This is a genomic window from Pseudoxanthomonas sp. Soil82 (genome assembly GCF_040446535.1).
Classification (GTDB): domain Bacteria; phylum Pseudomonadota; class Gammaproteobacteria; order Xanthomonadales; family Xanthomonadaceae; genus Pseudoxanthomonas; species Pseudoxanthomonas kaohsiungensis.
The window spans coordinates 313,017-338,430 of the sequence record NZ_JBEAAK010000002.1 but is presented as its reverse complement, the minus strand read 5'-3'; the positions used below and the strand labels follow the sequence as shown (position 1 = coordinate 338,430).

The following is a 25,414-nucleotide window of genomic DNA, read 5'->3' as shown; positions in this document are numbered from 1 at the left end:
TTGCGCCCACCAATCCCCGGGGGACGCATGCTCAGACCCGCCAAGCCGGACAACGAAGCCGAACGCCTGGCCGCGCTGCGCGCCACGCGCCTGCTGGACTCGCCGCCCGACCAGGCCTTCGACGACCTGGTGAGGCTGGCCACCACCCTCGCCGGGACGGGCAGGGGCGCGGTGACCCTGGTCGACGCGGACCGGCAGTGGTTCAAGGCGCGCTACGGGTTCGACACCGAGCAGACCCCGCGCGACGAATCGTTCTGTGCCCACGCCATCCTCGAGCCACGACGCCTGATGCTGGTGGAGGACACCTTGCGCGATGCCCGTTTCGTGGACCATCCGGCGGTCACCGGCGAGCTGGGCGTGCGCTTCTATGCGGGCGTGCCGCTGCTGGACGGCGAGGGCCTGCCGCTGGGCAGCCTGTGCGTGTTCGACGACCGCCCGGGCACGCTGAGCGGGAGCCAGGCCGAAGCCTTGCGCGCGCTGGCGCGCCAGGCCGCGCACCTGATCGAACTGCGCCGGGCCGCGCGCGAGCTCGACCGCCACATGCGCGACCGCGACTGGTACGAGCAGCAGTTGACCCAGTATTCGGACCTGCTGGAACAGCAGAACGCCGACCTGGCCGAGCAGACCCGCACCGATCCGCTGACCGGCCTGCCCAACCGGCGTGCATACGCGGTGGCGTTGGCCGCCGCGATCGAGCGGGCCGAACGCGAGGGCCTGCCGCTGTCGGTGGCGCTGCTGGACCTGGACCATTTCAAGACCATCAACGACGTCAACGGCCACGCCGAGGGCGATCGCGTGCTCGCCGAGGTGGCCGCGCTGCTGAAGTCGCACTTTGCCGGCGCGGGCATGGCGGCACGCTACGGCGGCGAGGAATTCGCCGTGCTCGTTCCCGACGCCACGCTCGAGCAGGCGCGGCTGCAGTGCGAGTTCCTGCGCCAGGGCATCGCCGTGCTGCCGATCGGGATCGTGGTCAGCGGCAGCATCGGCGTGGCCCAGTACCGGCGCGGCGAAACGCCCGGCGAGCTGATCGCCCGCGCCGACCACGCGCTGTACCGGGCCAAGAATGCCGGCCGCGACCGGGTCGAAGTCGACGAAGGCCACTGAAGCCCCGCGCCCGGCCTGGTTTTCGTAGAGCCGGGCTTGCCCGGCTAGTCCCGCCACCATCCCCGGTCCGCGATTGCCGGCTGGACGGACAATCCGTCGACCAGGACCGGATCCGGCCCGTCGTGCCGCGTCGTCATTCCACCAGCTGCTTGGCCTCGGAGATGCCGAGCACTTCCGGGTGCTGCACCTCGGCCGGCGCGGGCTTGCGGCCGCGGCGCGAGAGCAGCGGGTCGAGGAACACCGCGCCGAGGATGATCGCCACGCCCAGGTAGAACAGCGGGGTCAGCTCGCGCTGTTCGCCCAGCAGCAGCGCCGCCAGCACGATCGCGTAGACCGGTTCCAGGTTGGTCGCCAGCTGCACCGTGTAGGCGCTGAGGTGGCGCAGCGCGACCAGCGACAGCGCGAACGGCAGCAGGGTACAGCCCAGCGACAGCACCAGCAGCAGCGCGCCGTCGCGCAGCCCAGGCAGGACCAGGAGGTCGCCGGCGAAGGCCGGCAACAGCAGCGGCATCAGCGGCGCGAGCAGGGTCAGCGCCAGGGTACCGGCCCCGAGCTCGATGCCGGTAACCGTCAACGGGTCGGCGTGTTCGACCAGGCGCTTGTTGAACGAACCGAACGCGGCCACCAGCAGGGCCGACAGCGCCCCCACGGCGACGCCCAGGCGCATGCCATCGGGCACGCCGCCGACCACCAGCGCCACGCCCGGCAGCACCGCCACGCCCAGCGCCAGTTCGCGCGGGCGGAAGGGGCGTCGCGCGACCCACGGCTCGATCACCGCCGTGAACACCGGGGCCAGCGCGATGCAGGTGGCCGCCACCGAGGCATTGGCCAGCTTGATCGCGCCGTAGAAGGTCAGCCAGTGCAGGGCTACCAGCACGCCGATGCCGGCATAGGCCAGCACCAGCCGCGGCGGCAACGCGCGCAGCCCGCGCCACACGCGCGGGATCAGGGCCAGCGCCACCACGACCAGAAGCATCCGCCACCACACCAGCGGCAACGCGGGCAGGCTGATCAGCTTGCCCAGGATCGCGGTGAAGCCCCACAACAGGACGCAGAAATGGATTTGCAGTTGGGCGCGGGTGCGATCGGAGGTCGGCATCGGCGCATTATCGCCCGCCGCCGGTGCCCGCGACGATGCTGTCGATGCGGTCGCGCCTCAGTGGCGCGGCGCCAGCCAGCCGCGCAGGCCCAGCGCCGTCACGGCGGCCACCGCGCCGACGGTGGCCATCAGCATGTCCTTCTGCGCATCCCATATGTCGCCCTGGGTGCCCAGGTAGGCCTGTCCAAGGTCGCCGCCGAACACGCTGGCGGCCAGCCACTCGAACATCTCGAACAGCAGCGAATGGGACATGACGAAGCTCACCGGCAGCAGGTAGCGCCAGATGCCCCGCGGCGGCGCCACGTGGTCGAGCAGTTCCACGCAGGCGGGCGTCACCAGCAGGCCGTAGAGCAGGTGTACCCAGCGGTCGAAGCTGTTGCGCTCCAGGCCCAGGGCGGCATCCAGCGAGACGCCGGCGACGCGTTCGAAGAAGGCGTCGTAGGGCACCTCGGCGTAGGTGTAGTGCGCGCCGATCTCGTGCACCACGCCGAACACGAACAGGCAGGCGTAGCTGAGCCGGGTCAGCGGCATGGCCCGCCAGCCCCAGGCCAGGACCGGCACCGCCACCACGACCAGGACGTTTTCCAGGGCCCAGTCCTGCCGGTACCACGGCGAAATGGCCAGGGCGATCCACACCACGGCGAACAGGCCGAGCAGGCACAGCGCGTAGCGCGACGAGGCGGGCGTTCGCTGGAATCCGGCGGCCATGGCGCATCCTCGCATGGAAGCGCGCCGGCCCGCGTGCCCCGGGCCCGCGCTCAGGCCAGCCGTTCGATCAGCGCCCGGGCCGCGGCCGGGTTGCGTTCCTTCGCGCTGGCGATGAAGAACACGAACACCTCGCGTGGCGCCTGTGCCGGACGAGCCGGCTCCACGTGCGGCAGTTCGGCCGGGTCGCCGCCGGCGGCCCATTCGCCGGCGCGACGGGCCCAGGCGTCGAGTTCGGCCTCGGGATAACCCAGCGGAAGCCCCGCGCGGGCCTGCATCAGCCGGGCGTAGACGAAATCGGCGGTAAGGTCGGCGAAGGAGGGATGTTCGTCGGAGCCGGCGAACACCAGCGCCACGTTGCGCTGGCGCATCAGCGCCAGCACCTGCGGGGAGAACAGCGCCGCTTCGCGCAACTCCAGCGCGTGCCGCAGGGGCCGGCCGCCGGCACGCGCCGGCAGCAGCGCCAGGAAGGCCTCCAGCTCCGTGGGCGTGGGCGCGCGTCCGCGCTCGAACTGCCAGGACAGCGCGCCGAGGCGATCGCCCAGCTCGCAGATGCCGCCGACGAAGTCCTCGATCTGCGCACCGGTACCGGCCAGGCGCCGGCTGGCCATGATCCGCTTCGGCGCCTTGGCGGTGAACACGAAGCCCGGTGGCGTCTCGTCGCGCCACTTGGCATAGGTGGCGGGCTTCTGCGCGCCGTAGTAGGTGCCGTTGATCTCGATGGCGGTGAGTTGCCGGCTGGCGTACTCGAGCTCCCGCCGCTGGACCAGGCCTTCGGGGTAGAACACCCCGCCGCGCCAGGGCGCGTAGGTCCAGCCGCCGATGCCGACGTGGACGCGGGTATTGCGGGCAGCGGGCGCAGCGGGAGCGAACAGGTCGTGCATCGATGGACGGGCATGAGGGTTCCGATGCGGATATTAGCTGCCGGGACCGCCACGCTGCGGGCTTGCCAGCGCCCGCCGGCCCTGCCGCGGCCCTGGTAGGAGCCGGGCTTGCCCGCGACGCGGCGACGCCGGTGCAGGCGACGGTCCCATGTCCCCACGCCCGTGTCGCCAGCAAGCTGGGCTCCTACAAGAAGCCGCCGCGCCCCTAGAATCGGGATTCCATGCCTTCCGGGTTCCGCCACATGCGCCTGCTTCCGCCGCCGTCCCGCTGCCTGTTGGCGCTCGGCCTGTTCCTGCTGATGCCTTGGTCCGCCACCGCCGCCGACGCGCCCATGGCCGCCGAGCCGCGGGACTCGGCCTTCTATCCGGCCGAGCTGGACGCCTGGGTCGCACAGGTGCGCGAGCGCTTCGAAGTGCCCGGAATCGCGGTGGCGGTGGTGAAGGACGGTCAGGTCGTGCTGGAACGCGGCTGGGGCGTGCGCGAGATCGGCAAGCCGGCGCCGGTCGACGAACACACCCTGTTCGCCATCGCTTCCAACACCAAGGCCTTCACCGCCGCCTCGCTGTCGATGCTGGCCGACGAAGGCAAGCTGTCGCTGGACGACCGGGTGGTCGACCACCTGCCCGGGTTCCGCATGTCCGATCCGTACGTGACCGGCCAGATGCGGATCCGCGACCTGCTCACGCACCGCAGCGGCCTGGGCCTGGGCGCCGGCGACCTGCTGTTCTGGCCCGGAAGCGACTACCGCAACGAGGAGGTCGTGCGGCGGTTGAAGGACGTGCCGCTGAAGACCGGTTTCCGCGAGCGTTATGCCTACGACAACATCCTCTATGCGGTCGCGACGCGGGTGATCGAGGAAGTCTCGGGCCAGTCGTACGCGCAGTTCCTGCAGCAGCGCTTCTTCGATCCGCTGGGCATGGGCGGCACCCGCTTCAACGCCGATGCGCTGCGGCCGGGCGACAACGTCGCCACCGGGCATGCGAAGGCGGACTTCACCACGCTGCGACCCACCTTCCCGCTCACCTGGCACAACGCCGCCGGCGCCGGTGGCATCTACTCCAGCGTGCACGACATGGGCCGCTGGATGCGCGCGCAGCTGGCGGGAGGCACGTTCACCGATGCGCAGGGCAACGAGCAGCGCCTGTTCTCGCGGGAACGGCAGAAGGAAATGTGGTCGCTGCTATCGCCGATGCCCATCGCCGAACCGCCGGTGCCGCAACTGGCCGCGGCCCGGCCGGATTTCCTCGGCTACGGCGAGGGCTGGATCACCTCGTCCTATCGCGGCGAGAAGCTGGTGTGGCACACCGGTGGCTGGCCGGGCATGGTGTCGCGGGTGACCCTGGTGCCGGGTCGCAACCTCGGCGTCGTGGTGCTGACCAACCAGGAGGCCGGGGGCGCCTTCAACGCGCTGACGATGCAGGTCCTGGACGCGTTCATGCAGCCGGCGCAGCGCACCGACTGGGTCGACGCCTATGCGGCGGCGGCCGACAAGGCCAGGGCGAAGGCCGACAAGGCGTGGCGCGAGCGGCTCGCAGCCCGCCAGCCGCGCTCCACGCCCTCGCTGCCGCTGGCCGGCTACGCCGGTACCTACCGCGACGCCTGGTACGGCGACGTGGACGTGGTGCACGACGGCGGCCGGCTGCGGATGCGCTTCCAGCCCAGCCCGCTGCTCACCGGCACGCTGCAGCACTGGCAGCACGACACCTTCCTGGTGAAGTGGGACGACCGCACGCTCAATGGCGATGCCTTCGTGACCTTCAACCTCGATGCCGATGGCCGGGTGCGCGAAGCGCGGATGGAAGCGGCGTCGGAACTGACCGATTTCAGCTTCGACTTCCACGACCTCAGGCTGGAGCCGGTGCGGTGATTCCCGGTAGGAGCCGATTCATCGGCCACCCGTGGAGCTGGAAGGCGGCGTATCGCGGCTCCGGGTCTGATCGGGTCGCCGATGAATCGGCTCCTACATGACAGGCGTGGGTGCCTTGTGCGGCGATGAGGAATGGCCTGCGTGGACGTGTGCCGTGCCGGCGTGACGGCGGCAGCGCGTTGCCGCCGTCACGGAGGGGCGGTCACTCGATCGGCTGGTCCAGCATCAACTGGCGCACGAAACGCACCGGCGGCGCGCCGTAGGACAGCACCTGGTCGTGGTACGCCTTCAGGTCGAAGTCCGCGCCCAGCTTCTGCTCCACCGCCTTGCGCGTGTCGAAGTGCTCCTGCACCCCGACGAAGTACGTGGGCAGCTGCGCGGACGTCAGCTGCGCGCGCGTCCACTTGCCGGCGGCTTCGCGCTCCTGCTGGAAGGTCTGGTTGACCATCAGGTCCATCGCCTGCCCGCGGGTCCAGTTGTCCACGTGCACGCCCTGGTCCAGGATCGCATTGGCAATCGTGCGCAGGTAGAACTTCAGCTGCACCAGGCGGAACAACGGATCGTTGTCCAGGTAGCCGGCGTCGGCCATCATCTTCTCGGTGTAGACGGCCCAGCCCTCGGCGAACATGCCCGAGCGCAGCACCGCGCGCAGGGTCGAGGGGAACTTGGCCGAGTGCCAGCCCTCCAGGTAGTGCCCCGGCGTGCCTTCGTGGATGCTCAGCAGTTCGATCATGCGCGAGTTGTATTCGCGCAGGAACGAATCGACCTGCGCCTGGGTCCAGTCCTCCGGGATCGGCGAGACCGCGTAGAAGGTCTTGAGGTTCTTGTCGAGCGGGCCGGGCGAATCGGCATAGGCCACCGCCACGCCGCGCTGGAACTCCGGCATCTCGATGATCTCGACCGGCGCGTCCGGCAGGGTGACCAGGTCCTTCTGGCGGACGAACTCGGTCGCGCGTGCCAGCGCGGCTTCGGCATCGGCGACCACCTTGTCGCGCGCCGGGCGCTCGGCGTAGGCCAGCTCCAGCGCCGCCTCGATCGCCTTCTGCTGCTGTTCGGGCGTGGGGCTGTCGGGCAGTTCGGGCGCGCCCGGCTTGCCGGCCAGCACCTGGCGGGCGATGCCGTACATCTCGCCGCGCACGCGCACCAGTTCGGCCTCGGCGCGTTGCTTGATCTCCGCGCGCGACAGCGAGGACAGCAGCGCGAACTGCAGCTTCTGGTCGTACTTCTCCGCGCCGATGCGGAATTCGCCCTGGGCATTCGGGACGAGCGTGTCGTCCAGCCAGTCCTGGTGCTCGGCCACGGCCTTCTTCAGGCCGTCGATGGCCTTCTCCGCGCGCTCGCGCTCGGGATTGGCCAGCTGGCCCAGGTTCGGGGTGATGAAGGTCTCGACGATGCTGAGGATGCCGGCGTTCTGCCGCGCGACCGTCTCGGCATGGACCTTCGGCACGCGTGCCGGGTCGAGGTTGGCGCGGGCCTGGGCGAGCAGCGCGGGGATCTTCTCCATGCGCGCGGTCGCCGACTGCAGGCGGTCGGGCATCGGCGCGAACTCGCGCGCCATCAGGCCGTAGATCGCACTGCCGGCCAGGCCGCTGTAGGCCTGCGGATCCCATGCCCAGGACTGCAGCGTTTCGGCGTTCCAGATGTCGTAGCGGAGCTGGTTGCGCAGGATCGCCGCGTCGACCTGGTTCTCGCGCGAGAGCTGGGAGACGTCCATCGCTTCCAGTTCGGCGAGGATCTTCTTGCTGAAATCGAGCGCCTTCTGCCGGCCTTCGGCGCTGAGGTCGTCCAGTTCGCCGTCGTAGCGGTGCTCGCCGGTCTGGGTCGCGCTGACCGGCGACAGCTGGAACCAGCCATCCAGTGCGCGCTGCGACAGGTCGGCAAATGCCGTATCGGCCTGGCTGGCGCCGGTGGCCGTGGCGGTGGAGCCGTCGGCTGGTGTGGCGGGCGCGGTGGGGGTCTCGGCCTTGTGGCAGGCCGCCAGGCTGGCGAGGAGGGCAAGGGCGAGCAGGGAGCGGCGCATGGGGTTTCCGGGGCGTAGCGGGAAAGTCCCAAGGATAGGCGCCCGGAGGCCGGCCGTGCACCTGCCGCCGGACCGTGCACGGCAGGGGGCGCCGACGCTACCCTATGGCCAGGCCTACAACGAGGACACCCGATGAGACTTGCCGGAAGCTGCCACTGCGGCCGCATCGCCTATGAGGTCGAGGTCGGCGACGGCATCACCGAGGTCTACGACTGCAACTGTTCGATGTGCCGCCGCCGCGGCGGCCTGCTCTGGTTCGCGCCGCGCAGCGCCCTGGTGCTGAAGACGGCCGAAGCGGACCTGGCGACCTACCGCTTCAACCGGGAACACCTGGCCCATCACCACTGCACGGTGTGCGGCATCGCGCCGTTCAGCGAAGGCACCAATCCGAAGACCGGCGAAGCCACGGTGGCGGTCAACGTGCGCTGCCTGCCGGAGGTGGACCTGGCGGGGCTGAAGATCGTGCCGGTCGACGGCGCCAGCTTCTAGGCGGCCGGGCACGCCACGACGCCGGTCAGTCCTCTTCCTCGACGAACTCGACCACCAGGCCGAGCCGGTAGGCCAGCTCTCCCACCAGTTCGCGAACGCGGCCGGCGGTATAGGCGTTCGGTGCGTCCACTTCCAGTTCGTGCGTGCCCGGGCCGAGATCGTCGGACAGCCCCGCCGAACTGGAATCCTCGTCGTCCATCTGTGGCATCAGGTCGGCCACTTCCTCCACGTGCTCGATGCCTTCCAGGCTCTGCAGCAGGTCGGCCACCGCGCGCAGGTCGTCGTCGCTGCCGGTGATGCGGATGCGGAGCTGGGGCATGGCAAGGCTTCCAGAAGGGGGCTGCTCCAGCCTGCCGCCGGCCCCATCAAAAGCAGGTGATGGATGCGATGCATATTCAGCGAAGGCGGCCGTGCGCCCTCGGTGTGCGTGCGCGTGTCGACGGCTGCTGGCCGTGCGCCTGCTGTTTGAGCCAGGCCAGGAACAGCGACGCGGCGGGAGCGGGCGGCCGGTGCGCCGGATGCACTGCGTAGTAGGCGAAGCGCGCCTTCAGCGCCGGGCCCGGCAGGCGGACCAGCTCGCCGCGCTCGAGGTAGGGCTGGGCGATGTAGGTGCGGGCCAGCGCCGCGCCGATCCCGTGCGCCGCCGCGCGCATGGCATCGGTGCTGTCGCAGAAGGTGTGCATGGCCGGCAGCGCCACGCCGCGGATGCCGGCGGCCTGGAACCAGTCGCGCCAGCCTTGCAGGCCCATGTCCGCCACCAGCGGCAGGCGCGCGACCTGGGCTGCGTCGCGCACGTCCTCGATCCCGGGCAGCCCGGGCGAGGCGACCGGGAACAGCGCGTCGTCCATCAGGTGGTGGGCGGTCAGCCCGGGCCAATGTCCCGGTCCGTAGCGGATCGCCAGGTCCGGTCCGCCTTCATCGAAGCGCGCCAGCGCGGTACTCGCGTCCACTTCCAGCCGGACGTGCGGGTAGGCGTCGCAGAACCCCTTCAGCCGCGGCAGCAGCCAGCAGTACACCAGCGAATGCAGGGTGCTGATCCGCAGGATCGAGATCCCTGCCGCCGGCTGCAGGTTGCCGGCCACCGCCGCCACGTCGGCCAGCGCCGCCGACGCGGCGTCCGCCAGCTGCCGGCCTTCGGGCGTGAGCGACACGCCGCGCGCATGGCGCAGGAACAGGCGCGCGCCGAGGATGGTTTCGAGCTTGCGCACGTGGTGGCTGACCGCACTGGCGGTCAGGTGCAGTTCTTCCGCCGCATGGGCGAAATTCTGGTGGCGTGCGGCGGCGGCGAACACGCCCAGCGCGGGCAGCAGGGTGGGGCGCAGGTTCATCGGCAAGCCATGAGCAGGATTTGTGGCTCGCGTGGATACTACGCGCTTGTCGACCCACCGCACTGGCGCGATGCTGCGCCTCCGGTCCACGCCGGATGCGATGTCCGGAAACGGCCGGTACGGCGTCGGTCCCCGCGGCATGCTGGCTTGCCCGGTGCGTCCCTCGCACGCCGGAGCGGCGGAGCACGATGCCCTTCGCCGGTCCCCGTGCGACCGGATCCAGGCAGCGCTGTCGCGGCACTGGCCGGCCGCAGGCAGGCCCATCACGGCAGAACAGGAGAACACGACAGATGGACGGATCGAAGCGGAACTCGCAGGAAGCGGATCACACGCCGGCAGCGGCGACGACCGGGCGCGACTGGCGCACCCCATTCGAACTGCTCGCGCTGGGCGCGGTCTGGGGTGGCTCGTTCCTGTTCATGCGCGTGGCGGCACCCGCGTTCGGGCCGTACGCGCTGGTCGAGCTGCGGCTGGCCTTGGGCGCGCTGGTGCTGCTGCCGTTCCTGTGGCTGGCGCGGGCCCAGTTTCCCTTGCGCCTGTGGCCGCGGCTGGCGGCGATCGGGATCATCAACTCGGCGCTGCCGTTCCTGCTGTTCGCCTGGGCCGCGCAGCGCGCGCCTGCGGCGATCGGTGCGATCTGCAACGCGATGACCGTGCTGTTCGCCGCGCTGGTGGCGTTCGTCGTGTTCGGCGAGAAGATCGGCATGCGCCGCGCGATCGCCCTGGTCACGGGCTTCGTGGGCGTGGTGGTACTGGCCACCGCCAAGGTGTCCGGGTTGAGCGTCGGGCCGGCGGTGCTCGCCGGCGCGACGGCCGCCCTGCTGTACGGCGTCGGCCTGAACCTGGTCAAGCGCTACATGGTCGGGCTGCCGCCCGCCGCCTCGGCGGCCGTGACCCTGGGCTGTTCGGCGGTGCTGCTGCTGCCGCTCGCGCTCACGCACTGGCCGGCCGGCCCCGTGCCGGCACTGGCCTGGGCCGCGGCGGTCGGCCTGGGCGTGCTGTGCACCGGCCTGGCCTTCATCTACTTCTACCGCCTGATCCACCGGATCGGCGCGGCCCGCACCTCGACCGTCACCTACCTGATCCCGCTGTTCGGCGCGCTGTTCGCCTGGTGGCTGCTGGATGAGCCGGTGACGGCGACGATGCTGCTGGCGGGCGGCCTGATCCTCGGCAGCGTGGCGATCAGCCAGCGCGCGAACTGATCCCGGCCGTCAATCGCGTTCGCGTGGGCCGCCGATCGGCCCCGCGGGTCAGCTGCCGGCCACCCGCACCGGCAGCGGCACGTTGCACAGGTCGATGTGCCCGGCCGGGCGCTTGTAGAAGTCGTCGCGGCGGTTGCGGCGCGCTTCGACCATGTCGCGGAAGGTCTGCGTATCGGTGCGCAGCAGCTGCATGCGAGTGCGTTCCTGCGGGGGGACTTCGCTGGCCAGGCGGACCGCGCGGATCGGCGTGCGTTGCGCCGGATCGGCGTAGAAGCCCATCGGTTCGGGGCCGCGGCGCAGTGAGCTGAGCAGTTCGATGCCCTGGATCACGCGCCCGACCTGGGTGATGTTGCGGTCCAGCTGGCGCGGGGACTGGCCGATGACCACGTACAGCTCGGCGCCGATGCTGCTGTCAGCGTCCAGGTTGCGGCCGGCGCCGACCACGCCGTAGCAGTGCGCCATCCAGGCCTTGCCTGCGGCGGCGTCGCGTCCGGCGGCGAAACCGTCGGCGAAGCCGACCTGCGGTGCCCAACCGTCGGCGTCGGGCAGCACGTCGAAGGCCAGGCCCTGGATGCCTCGTTCGAACTCGGCCGGCAGCTTGCGTTCCGCCGCGCCCAGGTCCTTCGCCCTGGCTGCATCCTCGGCGTCGGCGTCGCCGAATTGGGCGACGAAGTTGTCCTGCACCCGGTAGATGCTGGTGCCGTCCCAGAAACCGGCGCGGGCCAGGGTGCGGATGTTGGCCACATGTTGCGGGGCGAAGCCCGGCGCCAGTTCGATGACGACCCGGCCGGCATCGAGTTCCAGGTAGAGGACGTTTTCCGGTGCCGGCTCGCGCCAGTCCGAGGCGGGCGAGGCGTCCAGGATCTGCTGCATGCTTCGGTAGGGGGCGGCGGCCGCCGCGGGCGGCGCGAGGACGGCCAGGGCGCAGGCGAACAGCATCGGGCGCAAGGTCATGTCGGGTCTGCTGGCAGGAGATGGCTTGGATTCTCGCCGTGGCGGCCTGGCGCGCCAAGCGCGGCGGCGACTGGCCGGCCCGCATGGCGGTCCGTTCGGGCATGCCCCCGGTTGGGTGACTACCGGCACATACGCTATACCGAAGTTGAGAATAGAGTGGCCTCCAACGTAGCGACCCACGCACCGATGGAGCCGCCGCCATGGGCGAGATCGAAGCGCAACTGAAGAAGTTCCAGAAGGAGCTCAGCGCCGGCACCGTGTCGCTGGCGTTGCTGGCGGTACTGGCCCAGGCCGCCGAGCCGCTGTACGGCTACCTGATCGCCAAGCGCCTGGAACAGGTCGGGGAGGGCGTGCTGAGCGGCAAGCAGAGCGCGCTCTACCCGGTGCTCCGCAACTTGGAAGGAGCCGGCTTGCTGGAAAGCCACGTCGAGCCGTCCGTGGCTGGCCCGCCGCGGCGCTACTACCGCATCACCGGCGAGGGTCGGCAGGTCCTTGGCCAATGGACCGCCGCCTGGCGCGCCACCCGCGATTCCGTCGATTCCGTGCTGGAGGGAGTATCCGAATGAACACCACCGCATCCCCGCAGCCGGCCACGGCGCGGCCCCTGCCCACCACCATCCCCGAATACCTGGAGCAGTTGCGCGAGGCGCTCAGGGGCGCCGATCCGGCGATGGTCCAGGACGCGCTGTACGACGCCGAGGAATACCTGCGCTCGGAACTGTCCGAACAGGCGGGCCGGTCCGAGGCCGAGGTGATCGCCTCGGTCGCCGGCAGCTATGGCGCGCCTGAAGAGGTCGCCGACATCTACCGCGAAACCGAGGTGACGGTGAACCGCGCGCTGCGGCCGCCGCGCCCGCCGAAGCGGCGCTCGCTGGCCGGCCGGTTCTTCGGCGTGGTCGCCGATCCGTACACCTACGGCTCGCTGTTCTACATGCTGCTGGCGATGGCCACCGGCACGTTCTACTTCAGCTGGGTGGTCACCGGCGCCAGCCTCTCGCTGGGCCTGATGATCCTGATCGTCGGCATCCCGCTGCTGCTGCTGTTCCTGATGTCGGTGCGGCTGCTGTCGCTGGTGGAAGGCCGCATCGTCGAGGTGCTGCTGGGCGTGCGCATGCCGCGGCGGCCGCTGTACACCCAGCGCGACAAGCCGTGGCTGACCCGGTTGAAGGAGCTGTTCACCGACTGGCGCACCTGGACCGCGATGGGTTACCTGCTGCTGATGCTGCCGCTGGGCACGGCGTATTTCAGCGCCGCGGTCACCCTGCTGGCGCTGTCGGCCGGCCTGATCGCCGCGCCGGTGGCGCTGGCACTGGGCCACGCCGGCGTGTTCTCGCTGGACGGCGTCGTCATCACGCCGGACTCGCCGTGGCTGTGGCCGCTGTGCTTCGTGGCCGGCGTGCTGATGCTGTTCGCGACCCTGCACCTGGCGCGCCTGGTCGGCCGCTTCCATGGCTGGCTGGCCAAGCAGCTGCTGGTGCGCGACCCGGTGGTCTGAGCACCCCGCGCAGAGCCGGGCCCGCCCGGCTGTCACGCCTGGCGAAGCGATGAGACGCAAGGGCAGCGGGGCAAGCCCCGCTCTACGGATGCAAAGGAAAAGCCCCGCCGAAGCGGGGCTTTCTTCATTCCGGCAAGCGATCGGTCAGTCCGCGTATTTGGCGATGAATTCGCGCACCTGCGGATAGACGTTCTCGCGCCAGCGACGGCCGCTGAAGATGCCGTAGTGGCCGGCGCCGTCGACGGTGAGGTGCTTCTGCCTGGTCTTCGGAATACCCGTGCACAGGTCGTGCGCAGCCTGGGTCTGGCCCAGGCCGGAGATGTCGTCCAGCTCGCCCTCGATGGTCATCAGCGCCGTGCCCCTGATCGCCGAGGGCTTCACCAGCTCACCGTTGACCTTCCACTTGCCGCGCGGGAGCAGGAACTCCTGGAACACCGTGCGGATGGTGTCCAGGTAATACTCGGCCGGCATGTCCAGCACCGCGTTGTACTCGTCGTAGAAGCGGCGGTGCGAATCGGCGTCCTGCAGGTCGCCCTTGACCAGGTCCGAGTAGAAATCCCAGTGCGACATGAAGTGGCGGCTGGGGTTCATGGCCAGGAAGCCGGCGTGCTGCAGGAAACCCGGATAGACCTCGCGGCCTTCGCCCGGGTAGGGCTGCGGCACGCTGTGGATGACGTTGTTCTCGAACCACGACAGCGGGTTGCGCGTGGCCAGGTTGTTGACCGCCGTCGGGCTGCGGCGCGCGTCGATCGGCCCGCCCATCATCACCAGCGAGCGCGGCACCGCCTCGCCGCGGGCGGCCATCAGCGACACGGCGGCCAGCACCGGCACGGTCGGCTGGCAGACGCTGATCACGTTGAGGTTGGCTGCGCCGATGAGGCGGATGAAGTCCTCGACGTAGGCGACGTAGTCGTCCAGGCCGAAAGCGCCCTCGGTCGTCGGTACCATGCGCGCGTCGATCCAGTCGGTCACGTAGACCTTGTGGTCGCGCAACAGGGTGCGGACGGTGTCGCGCAGCAGCGTGGCGTGGTGGCCCGAGAGGGGGGCCACGACCAGCACCACGGGGTCGTCCTTCAGCGCCGCGATGGTCTGCGCGTCGTCGCTGTAGCGCTTGAAGCGCACCAGGCGGCAGAACGGCTTGCGCAGGATCTCCTGCTCCAGCACCGGTACCTTGTGGCCGTCGACCTCCACCTCGTGGATGTTCCACGGCGGCTTCTCGTAGTCCTTGCCCAGGCGGTGCACCAGCTCGTTGCCGGCAGCGATGCGCTCGGCGCCGGGCAGCGACGAAGCCCAGCTGGAGGGGTTGGAGAAGATCCGCGAATTGGCCTCGGCCAGATGGACCCAGGGGGCCATCATCGCGCGGTTGAGTTCATGGAGTTGGTAGAGCATGGAATGGCCACGCTTCCGGTTGGGGTGCTGCATCGCACCATGCTAACCGGATTCGTGGCGCCGCGGCAGCCGGGCCGCCGCGAACTGCCGGCAGGCCTTCATCAACGTGAGCCGGGTCGTCATCCGGCGACCCGGCTCTTTTAATAATCAACAACTTGCCGTTACTCGTTGGCCGGCCGCAGCCACGCGTAGAGGATGCCGCCGAGGGCGCCACCGGCCAGCGGGGCGACCCAGAACAGCCACAGTTGGCCGAGTGCGCCGGAGCCGGCGAACAGGGCTACGCCGGTCGAGCGGGCCGGATTGACCGAGGTGTTGGTCACCGGAATGCTGATCAGGTGGATCAGGGTCAGGGCCAGGCCGATCGCGATCGGGGCGAACCCGGCGGCGGCCTTGCCGTGGGTCGCGCCCATGATCACGACCAGGAAGAACGCGGTCAGCACCAGTTCGCACAGGAATGCCGCGGCCAGCGTGTAGCCGCCCGGCGACATCACGCCATAGCCGTTGCTGGCGAAGGCGCCCGCCGCGGTCGGGTCGATGCTGAAGCCGCCACCGCCCCTGGCGATCTGCAGCAGGATGAAGCCGGCCACGATCGCGCCGACCACCTGGGCCACGATGTACGGCAGCAGGTCCTTCGCGGGGAAGCGCCCGCCCGCCCAAAGTCCCAGGCTCACCGCCGGGTTGAAGTGGCCGCCTGAGATATGGCCGAACGCGAACGCGCCGGTCAGCACGGTCAGACCGAAGGCCAGCGCCACGCCGAGGAATCCGATGCCGAGCGGATTGCCGTCGCCGCCGAAATTCGCCGCCAGCACCGCGCTACCGCAACCACCCAGCACCAGCCACAACGTGCCGAGGAACTCGGCCGCCAATCGCTTCGTCAGAGTCATGGTCATCCCCGATGGACAGCCCGGAACGGGCAGCGGCGAGGGTACGCCTGGCCGCGACGGGCAGCGTTAGGAAAAAGTCAAAGCCGGTGCGGCGCTGGAATCGCCCGCCGGATGGCGCTCAGCGCTGCGGCAGCGGTATGAACTCGTCGTCGCCCACGATCCGGCCGAAGCGGCCGTCCAGCCAGTCCTGCTTGGCCTGTTCGATCCGCTCCTTCGAACTGGAAACGAAGTTCCACCACAGGTGGCGGTGGCCATCCAGCGGCTCGCCGCCGAGCAGCATCGCCTTCAACGGCGTCTTGGCGCGCAGCTTCGGTCGGGTGCCGCGATCGGGAATGACCAGGTGGCGGGCAGGGATGTCGACCCCGTCCAGCTGCGCCTCGCCTTCCAGGATGTACAGCGCGCGTTCGACATGGCCGTCGTCCAGGGCGACCTCCGCGTCCGGCGCCAGGTCCAGGGCCACGTTGAGGGTGTCGGCAAAAACCTTCACCGGCGACTCCTCGCCGTAGCTGCGGCCGGCGATCACCCGCAGCCACACGCCGTCGCGCTGCTGCTGCGGCAGGGTCGCGGCCGGATGGTGGAAGAACGCGGGGTCGGTCTCCTCGTGCGCCTTGGGCAGCGCCACCCAGGTCTGCATGCCGTGCGCCTGGCTACCCGCCGCGCGTTCGGGCGCCGGGGTGCGCTCGGAATGGGCGATGCCGCGGCCAGCGGTCATCCAGTTCACGTCGCCGGGCCGGATCACCTGCTCGGAGCCGAGCGTGTCGCGATGGTTGATCGCACCCGACCACAGGAAGGTCACCGTGGCCAGGCCGATATGCGGATGCGGGCGCACGTCCAGGCCGCGACCGCCCTCGAACACCACCGGCCCCATGTGGTCGACGAACACGAACGGGCCGACGCTGCGTGCCTGGATCGAAGGCACCGCGCGGCGCACCAGGAAGCCATCGCCCAGGTCGTGCACGCGCGGTTCGATGATGGTGGTCACGGCACGATCCTCGGCTGGAAGTTCGGCGCAGGATCGCATGGATCCCGCGCCCCGGCCGGTACCTGCGTGCGACGATGCTTTCCGCCGGCGGCCTTCAGGCCGGCGCGCGCGGCGCGTCGCGGCGCGAGGCCAGCCGGTCGGCGCGCCGCGTCGGGGCCGGCAGGCGGTAGCCGTCGAGGAAGTGCATCACCAGGACCACCGCCGAGTCCAGCGACACCCGGTGCCCGGGCGAGACGATCAGCGGGTTGCAGCGCGGCTTGCTGCGCAGCGCGTAGCCGACGGTGTCACCGCGATGGACCAGGCGGCTGCGGTCGCCCCGCTGCGGGCCCGGTTCTTCGTAGTGCCCCGCCAATCGTTTCTTGGCTACGCCGATGGTGGGCAGGCCGGTGGCTACACCCAGGTGCGCGGCGATGCCGAGGCGTCGCGGGTGGGCGATGCCCTGGCCGTCGACCATCGCCAGGTCCGGCGGCGCCGACAGCATCGACAGCACGTCCAGCAACGCGGGCAGCTCGCGGAAGCTGAGCAGTCCCGGCACGTACGGCATCTGCGTCCGACGCCGCGCCACGTGCATTTCCAGGGTCTGCAGCGAAGCCGCATCCAGCAGCACCGCTGCCGCGCGCACGGTATCGCCGCCGTCCTCGAAGCCGACGTCCAGGCCGACCACCGTGCGCGGCGGGTCATGGAAGTCGTCGTCGAGCCGCACCCGTGCGGCCAGCTGCGCCTGCAGGGCGCGGGCACCGGCGATGCTGCCGTCCCAGCCGGGGAAGGGATTGCTGACGGTGGCGGCTTCGACCATGGCGCCAGTATGCCGATCGTGGCAGTGAAGCCGGGGCGATGGATGCGCGCCGTCCGCGCATGGTTGCAGCGAAAACCGTGGCCGCGCGCGGCCGCCGGCGGGAGTTGCCGCTAGAATCGGCGTCCCGCAATCGAAGCACCGGAGAAACGCCCAGTGACCCGCAAGCTCGTCCTGCTGCGCCACGGCCAGAGCCAGTGGAACCTCGAGAACCGATTCACCGGCTGGGTCGACGTCGATCTCACCGAGCAGGGCCGCAGCGAGGCTGCCGCCGGCGGCAGGCTGATGCGCGAGGAGGGCCTGCGCTTCGACGTGGCCTACACTTCCACCCTCAAGCGCGCCATCCGCACCTTGAACCTGGCGCTGGCCGAACTGGACCAGGACTGGCTGCCGGTGCACAAGAGCTGGCGGCTCAACGAGCGGCACTACGGCGCGCTGCAGGGCCTGGACAAGGCCGAGACCGCGGCCAAGCACGGCGAGGAGCAGGTCAAGATCTGGCGTCGTTCCTACGATATCCCGCCGCCGCCGATGCCGCTGGACGATCCGGGCCACCCGGCCAATGATCCGCGCTACGCCGGCCTGGACCGCAACGCGCTGCCGTCGACCGAATCGCTGGCCACCACCCTCGACCGGGTGCTGCCGTATTGGCACGACGCGATCGCCCCGGCGCTGAAATCCGGGCAGACGGTGCTGGTCGCCGCGCACGGCAACTCGCTGCGTGCGCTGTACAAGTACCTCAACGGCGTCTCGAAGGAGGAAATCCTCGAGCTCAACATTCCCACCGGCATCCCGCTGCTGTTCGAACTGGACGATGAACTCAACGTCCAGTCCCACCGCTACCTCGGTGATCCGGAGGCAGCCCGGCGCGCTGCCGAGGCCGTGGCCAACCAGGGCAAGGCCAGGTAGCCACCGCAACCATTCCGCGCGACGACGACACCCGGCCCCGGCCGGGTGTCGTCGTTTCGGGCCGGTGCGGGGCGCGCCTGTTGCAGAATGAGATTGATTCGCATTTAATATGCGCGCAGCCGATAACCCCGCCAGGCTCCAGGCCGGGCGGGAAAGGGCAGGGTGACCTCCGCGGGATCCAGCCGCGACGGGACGTCACCGGCTCGCGGCGGCGCGGGCGACCGAAGCGATCCGGTCGCCTTTGCGCGAATCCCCCTCATTCCATCAAGACAAGGCAGTTCCCTCGATGCGTCCGAACCGTTCCTCCCGCCCGTCCCGCACCCGCCGCCCGGATCGCCGCGCGTTCGCCAATGGCCACCTGCCGCTCGCGATCGCGCTGGCCCTGGCCGGCCTGTCCGGCTCGGCGCTGGCCGCGCCGCAGGACGCGGCCAACGGACACGAGGGCGACGCCAGCGCCTCCGCCACCGACCTGGACGCGATCATGGTCGTGGGCCAGCGTGCCAGCCGCGTCAGCAACGGCGCGACCAACCTGGACCTGGAGATCAAGGAAACCCCGCAGTCCATCAGCGTGGTGACCGGCGAGCAGATGCGCCTGTTCGGCGCGAACAGCGTCAACGACGCGCTGCGGCTGGCGACCGGCGTGCGCGTGGACGAATGGGAAACCAACCGCACCAGCTACAGCGCCCGCGGCTTCGACATCCTCAACACCCAGATCGACGGCGTCGGCCTGCCCAACAGCTGGGGCATCGCCACCGGCGCGCAGGACACCTTCGGCTACGAGAAGGTTGAAGTCATCCGTGGCGCCAACGGCCTGCTGACCGGCGTGGGCAACGCGTCCGGCACGATCAACTACGTCCGCAAGCGCCCGACCAACGAGGCGCAGGGGATGGTCGGCCTGAGCTACGGCTCGTGGGACACGGTGCGTGCCGAAGCCGATTACTCGACTCCGTTCACCGACGACGGCCGCTGGGCCGGGCGCGTCGTGGCCGCGTACGAAGAGGGCGATTCCTGGCTGCGTGCCAACCAGAACGACCGCACCTTCCTCTACGGCGTGGTCGACGGCCAGGTCGGCGACAACGGCACCCTGACCGTCGGCTATTCGCACCAGCAGGCCAATTCGGTCGGCATCATGTGGGGCGCGCTGCTGTTCATGAACAGCGACGGGACCCAGAACGAATGGCCGCGCGATGCCACCACCACCCAGGACTGGACCTACTGGGATACGACCAACGAAACCGCGTTCGCCGAATACGTCCACCAGCTCGGTGCCGACTGGCGGTTGAACGTGTCGTACAACTACCGGCGCGCCAGCGGCGACGAGGACATGTTCTACGCCTACCTGGCGGACACCGACCTCGACGGCACGCCCGACGGACTGGATCCGGCCACCGGCCTGGGCCTGGTCGGCTATCCGTGGAGCGGCAAGGACGAGGTGACCAGCCACCTGGGCACCGCCAGCCTCAACGGCGTCTACACCATGTTCGGGCGCCAGCACGAGGCGGTGATCGGCGTCAGCGCCTCGCGCAGCACCACCGAGAACTGGGAGCGCAGCGCGGAGTTCCCGCATCCGGCCTGGGGCCTGCTGCCGCCGTTCCCGTACCCGACCGACGCCATTCCCGAGCCGTCCTGGAGCGAATTCTCGCAATCGGCGGAACTGGACCAGGACCTCAAGCGCGTGTTCGGCGCCACCCGCATCGCCGTGACCGAACGCTTCAAGGCGATCATCGGCGCCAACTACGCCGAGTACCGCCGCGAGGGCGTCTCCTATGGCGTGGACTTCGACGAGACCACCAGCCATACCAGCCCCTACGCCGGCCTGACCTTCGATTTCACCGACCGCGTGCTGGGCTATGTCAGCTATTCGGACATCTACCAGCCGCAGGACCAGAGCGACGCCGACAACCGCCTGCTGGACGCCAGCAAGGGCGTGAACTACGAGGCCGGCATCAAGGCCGAGTGGCTGGACGGACGCCTCCTGACCACGCTGGCGGTGTTCAAGGCCGACCAGCAGGGCCTGGCGACGCCGACGGGCGAGTACAACGAGTTCGGCCAGACCATCTACGCGCCGGTGGACGTGCAGTCCGAGGGCGTGGAGTTCGAGGCGGTCGGCAGGCTGGGCGACAACGTCGACCTGGTGTTCGGCTACACCGCGCTGGAGATGGACGGCCTCAATGGCGAGGACACCTATCCGTGGGTGCCGCGCCGCAGCGCCAACCTGGTCCTGAGCGCGCGCGCGCCGGGCTACGCCCCCCTGTCGTACGGCGTCGGCGGGCGCTGGCAGAGCGGGATATCCAATACCGAGAGCAGCGGCTTCACCGTGCGCCAGGACAGCTACGCGGTCCTCAACGCCTTCATGGGCTGGGATTTCGTCGAGAACGCGAGCATGCGCCTGAACGTCAACAACGTGTTCAACGAGAAGTACATCAACACCCTGCGCTACAGCGGCTATTACGGCGCGCCCAGCAACTACACCCTCACCCTAGACTGGCGGTTCTGAGCGATCATCCGCCGCGAATAGACAGTAGCCTGACGCCATGTCCACGCCTTCCTCCACGATCGATCCGCGCCCGGCCACGACCCGCGCGCCGCGCCTGCGCGTCGCCGCGCGGGTGGGCGCGGCGGTGCTGGGCGGGTACGCCTTCACCTGGGGCCTGATCGCCCTCGCCACCGCGCTGCTGTCCAAGGCCGGCATGGGTTTCCACGACGCCGAGTTCCTGTCCAGTGCGGTCGGGCTGCTCGTGTTCCTGGTCGCCTTGCTGTGGACGATGGCCTGTCGCCGGGTGGCGCTGGCCTGGGCGGTCCTGCTCGGCGGCGGCGCGGCGATGGCCGCGCTTGCCTCGCTCGTGCAGAAGAGCATCCTTTGACGCCATGGCCAGGACCAAGGAATCCGTCGTGACCCAGAGCTTCCGCCAGGCGATGGCCTGGCTGCACACCTGGTTCGGCCTGGTACTCGGCTTCGTGCTGATGGCCGCGTTCTTCTTCGGCGCGCTGTCGGTGTTCGACCGCGAGATCGACCGCTGGTCGATCCCCGCCACGCGCTTCGAACCGCAGCCGATGCCGTCGTACGAGAAGATCCTGCGCCCGGCGTTCGAGCGCATGCAGCCGCTGCCGGCGGCGGTGGAGGCGATGGCGCCGCGGGTCGACGGTCCGATGCCGCAGCGCTTCGACACCGTCGGCAGCTGGAGCGCCTACACCACCCACCGCGACCCGGTGCTGGCGCTGTTCGCCGGCTACGTGGTGCCCAACGCGAAGGACCCGGACGAGCAGGTCTGGGCCTACGCCACCATCGATCCGCGCGACGGCACTTCGCTGCCGGACGACCGCCTCAAGCTGGGCAGCGGGTTTTTCTACCCGATGCACTACAGCCTGACCCTGGACTGGAAGAACCTCGGCTTCTGGATCGTCGGCCTGTCGGCGCTGGCCATGCTGGCCGCGCTGGTGAGCGGGGTGGTCATGCACCGCAAGCTGTTCCGCGAGCTGTTCACCTTCCGCCCGGGCAAGGCGCGGCTGCGCAGCGTGCTCGACCTGCACAACCTGACCGGCGTGGTCGCGCTGCCGTTCCACTTCTTCTTCGCCTTCACCGGCCTGCTGATCTTCGCCGCGACCTATTACTTCCCGGTCGGCCATACCCAGCTGCACGACCTGCACGACCGCTATGCGGAGATCGAGGCCAGCCAGACCGGCCTGCCGCACGAGCGCGCCGGCGTGGCGGCCGGGCTGGCGAACGTCGATGCGATGGTGGCCGAGGCGCAGCGGCGCTGGGAGGCGGGTGGCAAGGCCGGCGACGTCGGCTTCCTGGTGCTGATGCACGTGGGCGACGCCAACGGCTATGTCAGCGTGTACCGCGCCGGCACCGACCGCATCGCCCTGGTCGGCGACGGCATCCACTTCAAGGCCAGCACCGGCGAGCTGATCCGCGAGGATCCGGCGGCCACGCCGGTCGCCAAGGCTGCCGAGTTCCTCACCGGCCTGCACCTGCAGCATTTCCGCCACTGGCTGCTGCGCTGGCTGTACGTGCTTGGCGGACTGGCCGGGGCGGTCTGCATCGCCACCGGCTTCGTGTTCTTCGTCGAGAAGCGCAAGCGCCAGCACGCGCTGGCCGGCAGCCAGGGCGCGCGGATCGTCGATGCGCTCGCGGTCGCCAGCGTTGCGGGAATGGTCATCGCCACGCTGTCGATCCTTGTCGCCAACCGGCTGCTGCCCGACGACCTGACCGGCCGCGGCGACTGGGAGCGCTACGCCTTCTGGGGCAGCTGGGTGCTGGCGCTGCTGCACGCCGCCTGGCGCAGCGCGCCGGTGGCCCGCGGCCTGCCCAATCCGGCCTGGCGCGAGCAGTGCTGGGTGATCGCAGCCCTGGCCGTGGCTGCGATGGTGCTGAACTGGCTTACCACCGGCGACCACCTGTTGCGCACGCTCGCCGCCGGCTACTGGCCGGTCGCCGGCGTCGACCTGGCGTTGCTGGCCACCGCGGCGATCGCCGCCGCCGCCGGCCGCATGCTCGGCCGCCGCAGCACTGCGCGCGCCGATGCGCGCATTCGCGAGCAGGAGGCCGCGCATGCCTGAGCCGAGCCACGCGGGCTGGTTGCTGGCCGCGGCCCTGGCGGCATGCCTGGCAGGCATGGGCTGGCTGGCGCTGGCGATGGAGGTCCATGCCCGCCAGGTCTGGGGCAGGGCGCTCGCAAGCGGGAGCGCGAAGCTGCTGCGCCTGCTCGGCGCGACGGCACTGGCCGCCAGCCTGTGGCTGTGCCTGGCGGCCGACCACGCCACGATGGCGGTGCTGGTCTGGACCATGGCCGTGGCGGGTGCGGCGCTGGCCATCGCCTTGACCCTGGCCTGGCGCGCGCGCTGGCTGGCGCTGCTGGCGCCGTGGGTGCGACGCTGATCTTGGCGCGGCGCCCGTGGCGCATGCGCCGGGCAGGGCGCGTCCGGCCTGCTCGGGGCGCACTGCGGCCAGCATCGTCCAGCGACCAGGCAGCGGGGGGAATCCATGTCGTTCGATGATCCGCAGGCCGTTGCCAGCTACGCGCAGGGACCGCTTCGGCTGGTGCCGGGCTTCGAGGCCCTGCAGCGGATGGCGGCGTTGCTGCTGGAGGAATCGGTGCCCGTCGACGGACGGGTGCTGGTGGTGGGGGCCGGCGGTGGCCTGGAGCTGAAGGTGTTCGCCGACCGGCAACCGGGCTGGCGGTTCGCCGGCGTCGATCCGTCGCGCGAGATGCTCTCGCTGGCGCGGTCCACGCTGGGCGTGCAGGCCGGGCGCGTGGATTTCCACGAAGGCTACGTCGAGACCGCGCCGGCGGGACCCTATGACGCGGCGACGTGCCTGCTGACCCTGCACTTCGTCGAGCCCGGAGAGCGGCTGGCCACGCTGGGCCAGATCCGGCGACGGCTGCGACCCGGTGCGCCGCTGGTGGTGGCGCACCACAGCTTCCCGCAGTCCGGGCCGGACAAGGCGCGCTGGCTGGAGCGCTACGCGGCGTTCGCCATCGATTCGGGCGTGCCCGCCGCCAATGCCCGCAAGGCCATCGAGGCGATCGCCCGGCAGCTCCCGGTGCTGCCGCCGGACGGGGACGAGGCATTGCTGCGACGGGCCGGTTTCGAGCGGGTGGAGCAGTTCTATGCAGGCTTCACGTTCCGCGGCTGGGTGGGCCTGAACGCTGGTCCCTGAGTCCTCCAGGCCGCGGCACACACGCCGCCGTCGCGCCGCGCCCCTACAATCGCCGCATCCCACGCGGCCACGCACATGAAGAAGAAGCTCAAGTGGATCGGCATCGCGCTGGCGGCGTTCGTGGCCGCCTCGCTGCTGTCGCTGTACGCGTACGGCCGCTTTGCCGAACGCGCGCGCGGGCCGGCGGCGTACGCGATGGACGTGCAGCCGGCCGGCACGCCGCTGGACCGGGCGATCTCGCCGCTGACCTCGGCCCGGCCGGAGGACGCGGGCATCGTCATCCTGTCCGACAACCTCGACGCGTTCGCGGTGCGCGCCGCCACCGCGCGCGCGGCCGGGCGCAGCCTGGACCTGCAGTACTACATCTGGCACGCCGACTTCACCGGCAACATGATCCACCACGAACTGCTGCAGGCCGCCGACCGCGGCGTGCGCGTGCGGCTGCTGCTGGACGACATGAACGTGCACGGCAGCAAATCGGTGCTGGCGGCGCTCGACAGCCATCCGCTGGTCGAGGTGCGCCTGTTCAACCCGACCCGCGCGCGCGAGGGCACGATCGCCCGCGGCGTGGAGCTGCTGCTGCGCTTCTTCAGCCTCAACCGGCGGATGCACAACAAGACCTGGATCGCGGACGGGCGGGTGGCGATCGTCGGCGGCCGCAACATCGGCGACGAATACTTCGACGCGGCCGCCGACATCAACTTCATGGACACCGACGCGGCGGTGATCGGGCCGCCGGTGAAACAGGCCGAGGCGATCTTCGATGCCTACTGGAACAGTGCATCGGCCATCCCGCTGTCGGCGCTCGTCGATCCCGGCACCGGCGCGCTGGAGCGGGTCCGTGCCAGCATCGACGCCGGCCTCGCCTCGCCGCGCGCCGCGCCCTACCTGCAGCGCCTGAAGGACTCGCCCGGGGTCAACGACCTGATGGGCGGCAAGGCGCGCATCCACTGGACCGCCGACGCGGCGATCGTCTCCGACCCGCCGGAAAAGGCCGAGGGCGCCACGCCGCAGCCGGACTGGATGACGCCGGTGCTGGTCGAGCACGTCTCGGTGGTGGAGCGCGACCTGCGACTGATCTCGCCGTACTTCGTGCCCGGCACCGAGGGCGTGAACTGGTTCGACAGCGTCCGCCGCCGTGGGGTCGAGGTAGGCATCCTGACCAACTCGCTGGCGGCCAACGACGTGATGGCCGTGCACGGCGGGTATGCCGGCTACCGGATCCCGCTGCTCGAGCGGGGCGTCTCGCTGTACGAGCTCAAGCCGCACGGCAGCACCAGCGCCAGCCTGTTCGGTTCCAGCGGCGCCAGCCTGCATACGAAGGCCTACGTGCTGGACGGGCGGCGCGGCTTCATCGGCTCGTTCAACCTGGATCCGCGCTCGATGAACCTCAACACCGAGATGGGGCTGCTGTTCGAGAGCACCGACGCGGCCGCCGAGCTCGAGGCGCTGTACCGGCGGAAGACCGATCCGCGCACCAGCTACCGGCTCGAACTGGTCGACGGCGCGCTGCGCTGGCAGGATGACGCTGCGCAGCCGCCCCGGACCTGGGACCGCGAGCCCGAAGCCAGCCTCTGGCGCCGTGGCGCCGCCCGCGTGATCGGCTGGCTGCCGGTGGAATCCCAGCTGTAGCGGGTTCGTCGGCAC

General features: G+C 70.3%; 24 protein-coding genes. 13 read left to right on the top strand and 11 right to left on the bottom strand.

Annotated elements, in window-relative coordinates:
- The first annotated feature begins 27 nt into the window (after positions 1-27).
- Positions 28-1,104 carry a sensor domain-containing diguanylate cyclase gene (locus ABKA19_RS06990; RefSeq protein ID WP_162405386.1) on the top strand — a complete coding sequence of 359 codons (1,077 nt, stop codon included), beginning with the start codon at positions 28-30 and terminating at the stop codon, positions 1,102-1,104.
- A 133-nt stretch (positions 1,105-1,237) separates the two neighbouring features.
- Here the strand turns inward: ABKA19_RS06990 and ABKA19_RS06985 are convergent, their stop codons facing one another.
- Genes ABKA19_RS06985 through ABKA19_RS06975 form a run of 3 tightly spaced genes read right to left on the bottom strand, consistent with a single transcriptional unit; the run spans position 1,238 to position 3,792 of the window.
- On the bottom strand, positions 1,238-2,203 hold the full coding sequence (locus tag ABKA19_RS06985; RefSeq protein ID WP_353688301.1) for a DMT family transporter: 966 nt from the start codon (positions 2,201-2,203) through the stop codon (positions 1,238-1,240).
- A gap of 57 nt (positions 2,204-2,260) precedes the next feature.
- On the bottom strand, positions 2,261-2,911 hold the full coding sequence (locus ABKA19_RS06980) for a DUF2238 domain-containing protein (protein WP_353688300.1): 651 nt from the start codon (positions 2,909-2,911) through the stop codon (positions 2,261-2,263).
- A 50-nt stretch (positions 2,912-2,961) separates the two neighbouring features.
- Complete coding sequence (locus ABKA19_RS06975) at positions 2,962-3,792, bottom strand: DUF72 domain-containing protein (protein ID WP_353688299.1); 831 nt, start codon at positions 3,790-3,792, stop codon at positions 2,962-2,964.
- A 299-nt stretch (positions 3,793-4,091) separates the two neighbouring features.
- Here ABKA19_RS06975 and ABKA19_RS06970 point away from each other — a divergent pair, with 299 nt between their 5' ends.
- Complete coding sequence (locus ABKA19_RS06970; RefSeq protein WP_502945750.1) at positions 4,092-5,660, top strand: serine hydrolase; 1,569 nt, start codon at positions 4,092-4,094, stop codon at positions 5,658-5,660.
- Positions 5,661-5,862: 202 nt separating this feature from the next.
- On the opposite strand, the gene ABKA19_RS06965 is transcribed toward ABKA19_RS06970, so the two are convergent.
- Positions 5,863-7,680: a DUF885 domain-containing protein gene (locus ABKA19_RS06965; RefSeq protein WP_353688298.1), complete on the bottom strand. Its 1,818-nt coding sequence runs from the start codon at positions 7,678-7,680 to the stop codon at positions 5,863-5,865.
- A gap of 132 nt (positions 7,681-7,812) precedes the next feature.
- Between ABKA19_RS06965 and ABKA19_RS06960 the strand changes: the two genes are divergently transcribed.
- Entirely contained in the window at positions 7,813-8,169 is a 357-nt protein-coding gene (locus ABKA19_RS06960; protein WP_353688297.1) for a GFA family protein, read from the top strand.
- A gap of 25 nt (positions 8,170-8,194) precedes the next feature.
- On the opposite strand, the gene ABKA19_RS06955 is transcribed toward ABKA19_RS06960, so the two are convergent.
- Together ABKA19_RS06955 and ABKA19_RS06950 are read right to left on the bottom strand one after the other, a co-directional pair.
- Positions 8,195-8,488: a hypothetical protein gene (locus ABKA19_RS06955; protein WP_353688296.1), complete on the bottom strand. Its 294-nt coding sequence runs from the start codon at positions 8,486-8,488 to the stop codon at positions 8,195-8,197.
- A 76-nt stretch (positions 8,489-8,564) separates the two neighbouring features.
- A complete protein-coding gene (locus ABKA19_RS06950) occupies positions 8,565-9,497 on the bottom strand; it encodes a LysR substrate-binding domain-containing protein (RefSeq protein ID WP_353688295.1) in 933 nt (310 codons plus the stop codon).
- A 290-nt stretch (positions 9,498-9,787) separates the two neighbouring features.
- Between ABKA19_RS06950 and ABKA19_RS06945 the strand changes: the two genes are divergently transcribed.
- Positions 9,788-10,699, top strand: a complete 912-nt coding sequence (locus ABKA19_RS06945) for a DMT family transporter (protein ID WP_353688294.1) — start codon at positions 9,788-9,790, stop codon at positions 10,697-10,699.
- A 48-nt stretch (positions 10,700-10,747) separates the two neighbouring features.
- Here the strand turns inward: ABKA19_RS06945 and ABKA19_RS06940 are convergent, their stop codons facing one another.
- Positions 10,748-11,653 (bottom strand): peptidylprolyl isomerase, encoded by a 906-nt coding sequence (locus tag ABKA19_RS06940; protein ID WP_353688293.1) that lies wholly within the window; start codon positions 11,651-11,653, stop codon positions 10,748-10,750.
- A gap of 200 nt (positions 11,654-11,853) precedes the next feature.
- On the opposite strand from ABKA19_RS06940, the gene ABKA19_RS06935 reads away from it, so the two are divergent.
- Positions 11,854-12,219 carry a PadR family transcriptional regulator gene (locus ABKA19_RS06935; RefSeq protein ID WP_353688292.1) on the top strand — a complete coding sequence of 122 codons (366 nt, stop codon included), beginning with the start codon at positions 11,854-11,856 and terminating at the stop codon, positions 12,217-12,219.
- Positions 12,216-13,148, top strand: a complete 933-nt coding sequence (locus ABKA19_RS06930; RefSeq protein ID WP_353688291.1) for a sensor domain-containing protein — start codon at positions 12,216-12,218, stop codon at positions 13,146-13,148. Before ABKA19_RS06935 ends, ABKA19_RS06930 begins: the two co-directional genes overlap by 4 nt.
- A gap of 144 nt (positions 13,149-13,292) precedes the next feature.
- On the opposite strand, the gene ABKA19_RS06925 is transcribed toward ABKA19_RS06930, so the two are convergent.
- From ABKA19_RS06925 to nfi, 4 genes are all read right to left on the bottom strand, one after another.
- A complete protein-coding gene (locus ABKA19_RS06925) occupies positions 13,293-14,537 on the bottom strand; it encodes a polyhydroxyalkanoate depolymerase (RefSeq protein WP_353688290.1) in 1,245 nt (414 codons plus the stop codon).
- Between the two features lie 161 nt (positions 14,538-14,698).
- Positions 14,699-15,421 carry an aquaporin Z gene (gene aqpZ, locus ABKA19_RS06920; protein WP_353688289.1) on the bottom strand — a complete coding sequence of 241 codons (723 nt, stop codon included), beginning with the start codon at positions 15,419-15,421 and terminating at the stop codon, positions 14,699-14,701.
- Between the two features lie 118 nt (positions 15,422-15,539).
- Positions 15,540-16,403: a pirin family protein gene (locus ABKA19_RS06915; protein WP_162377303.1), complete on the bottom strand. Its 864-nt coding sequence runs from the start codon at positions 16,401-16,403 to the stop codon at positions 15,540-15,542.
- Positions 16,404-16,497: 94 nt separating this feature from the next.
- Positions 16,498-17,382, bottom strand: coding sequence for a deoxyribonuclease V (gene nfi, locus ABKA19_RS06910; protein WP_502945730.1), 885 nt, complete (start codon positions 17,380-17,382; stop codon positions 16,498-16,500).
- Between nfi and gpmA the strand changes: the two genes are divergently transcribed.
- The 7 genes from gpmA to ABKA19_RS06875 all read left to right on the top strand — a co-directional run bounded on the left by gpmA (position 17,353) and on the right by ABKA19_RS06875 (position 25,399).
- A complete protein-coding gene (gpmA, locus tag ABKA19_RS06905; protein ID WP_353688287.1) occupies positions 17,353-18,102 on the top strand; it encodes a 2,3-diphosphoglycerate-dependent phosphoglycerate mutase in 750 nt (249 codons plus the stop codon). The genes nfi and gpmA overlap by 30 nt on opposite strands.
- A 286-nt stretch (positions 18,103-18,388) precedes the next feature.
- Positions 18,389-20,599 carry a TonB-dependent siderophore receptor gene (locus tag ABKA19_RS06900; protein ID WP_353688286.1) on the top strand — a complete coding sequence of 737 codons (2,211 nt, stop codon included), beginning with the start codon at positions 18,389-18,391 and terminating at the stop codon, positions 20,597-20,599.
- A gap of 37 nt (positions 20,600-20,636) precedes the next feature.
- Positions 20,637-20,966, top strand: a complete 330-nt coding sequence (locus ABKA19_RS06895) for an iron uptake protein (protein WP_353688285.1) — start codon at positions 20,637-20,639, stop codon at positions 20,964-20,966.
- A gap of 4 nt (positions 20,967-20,970) precedes the next feature.
- Positions 20,971-22,665: a PepSY-associated TM helix domain-containing protein gene (locus ABKA19_RS06890; RefSeq protein ID WP_353688284.1), complete on the top strand. Its 1,695-nt coding sequence runs from the start codon at positions 20,971-20,973 to the stop codon at positions 22,663-22,665.
- Positions 22,658-22,984: a DUF3325 domain-containing protein gene (locus tag ABKA19_RS06885; protein WP_353688283.1), complete on the top strand. Its 327-nt coding sequence runs from the start codon at positions 22,658-22,660 to the stop codon at positions 22,982-22,984. Before ABKA19_RS06890 ends, ABKA19_RS06885 begins: the two co-directional genes overlap by 8 nt.
- A 105-nt stretch (positions 22,985-23,089) precedes the next feature.
- Positions 23,090-23,767: a class I SAM-dependent methyltransferase gene (locus ABKA19_RS06880; RefSeq protein WP_353688282.1), complete on the top strand. Its 678-nt coding sequence runs from the start codon at positions 23,090-23,092 to the stop codon at positions 23,765-23,767.
- A gap of 75 nt (positions 23,768-23,842) precedes the next feature.
- On the top strand, positions 23,843-25,399 hold the full coding sequence (locus tag ABKA19_RS06875; protein ID WP_353688281.1) for a phospholipase D family protein: 1,557 nt from the start codon (positions 23,843-23,845) through the stop codon (positions 25,397-25,399).
- The last annotated feature ends 15 nt before the right edge of the window (positions 25,400-25,414 follow it).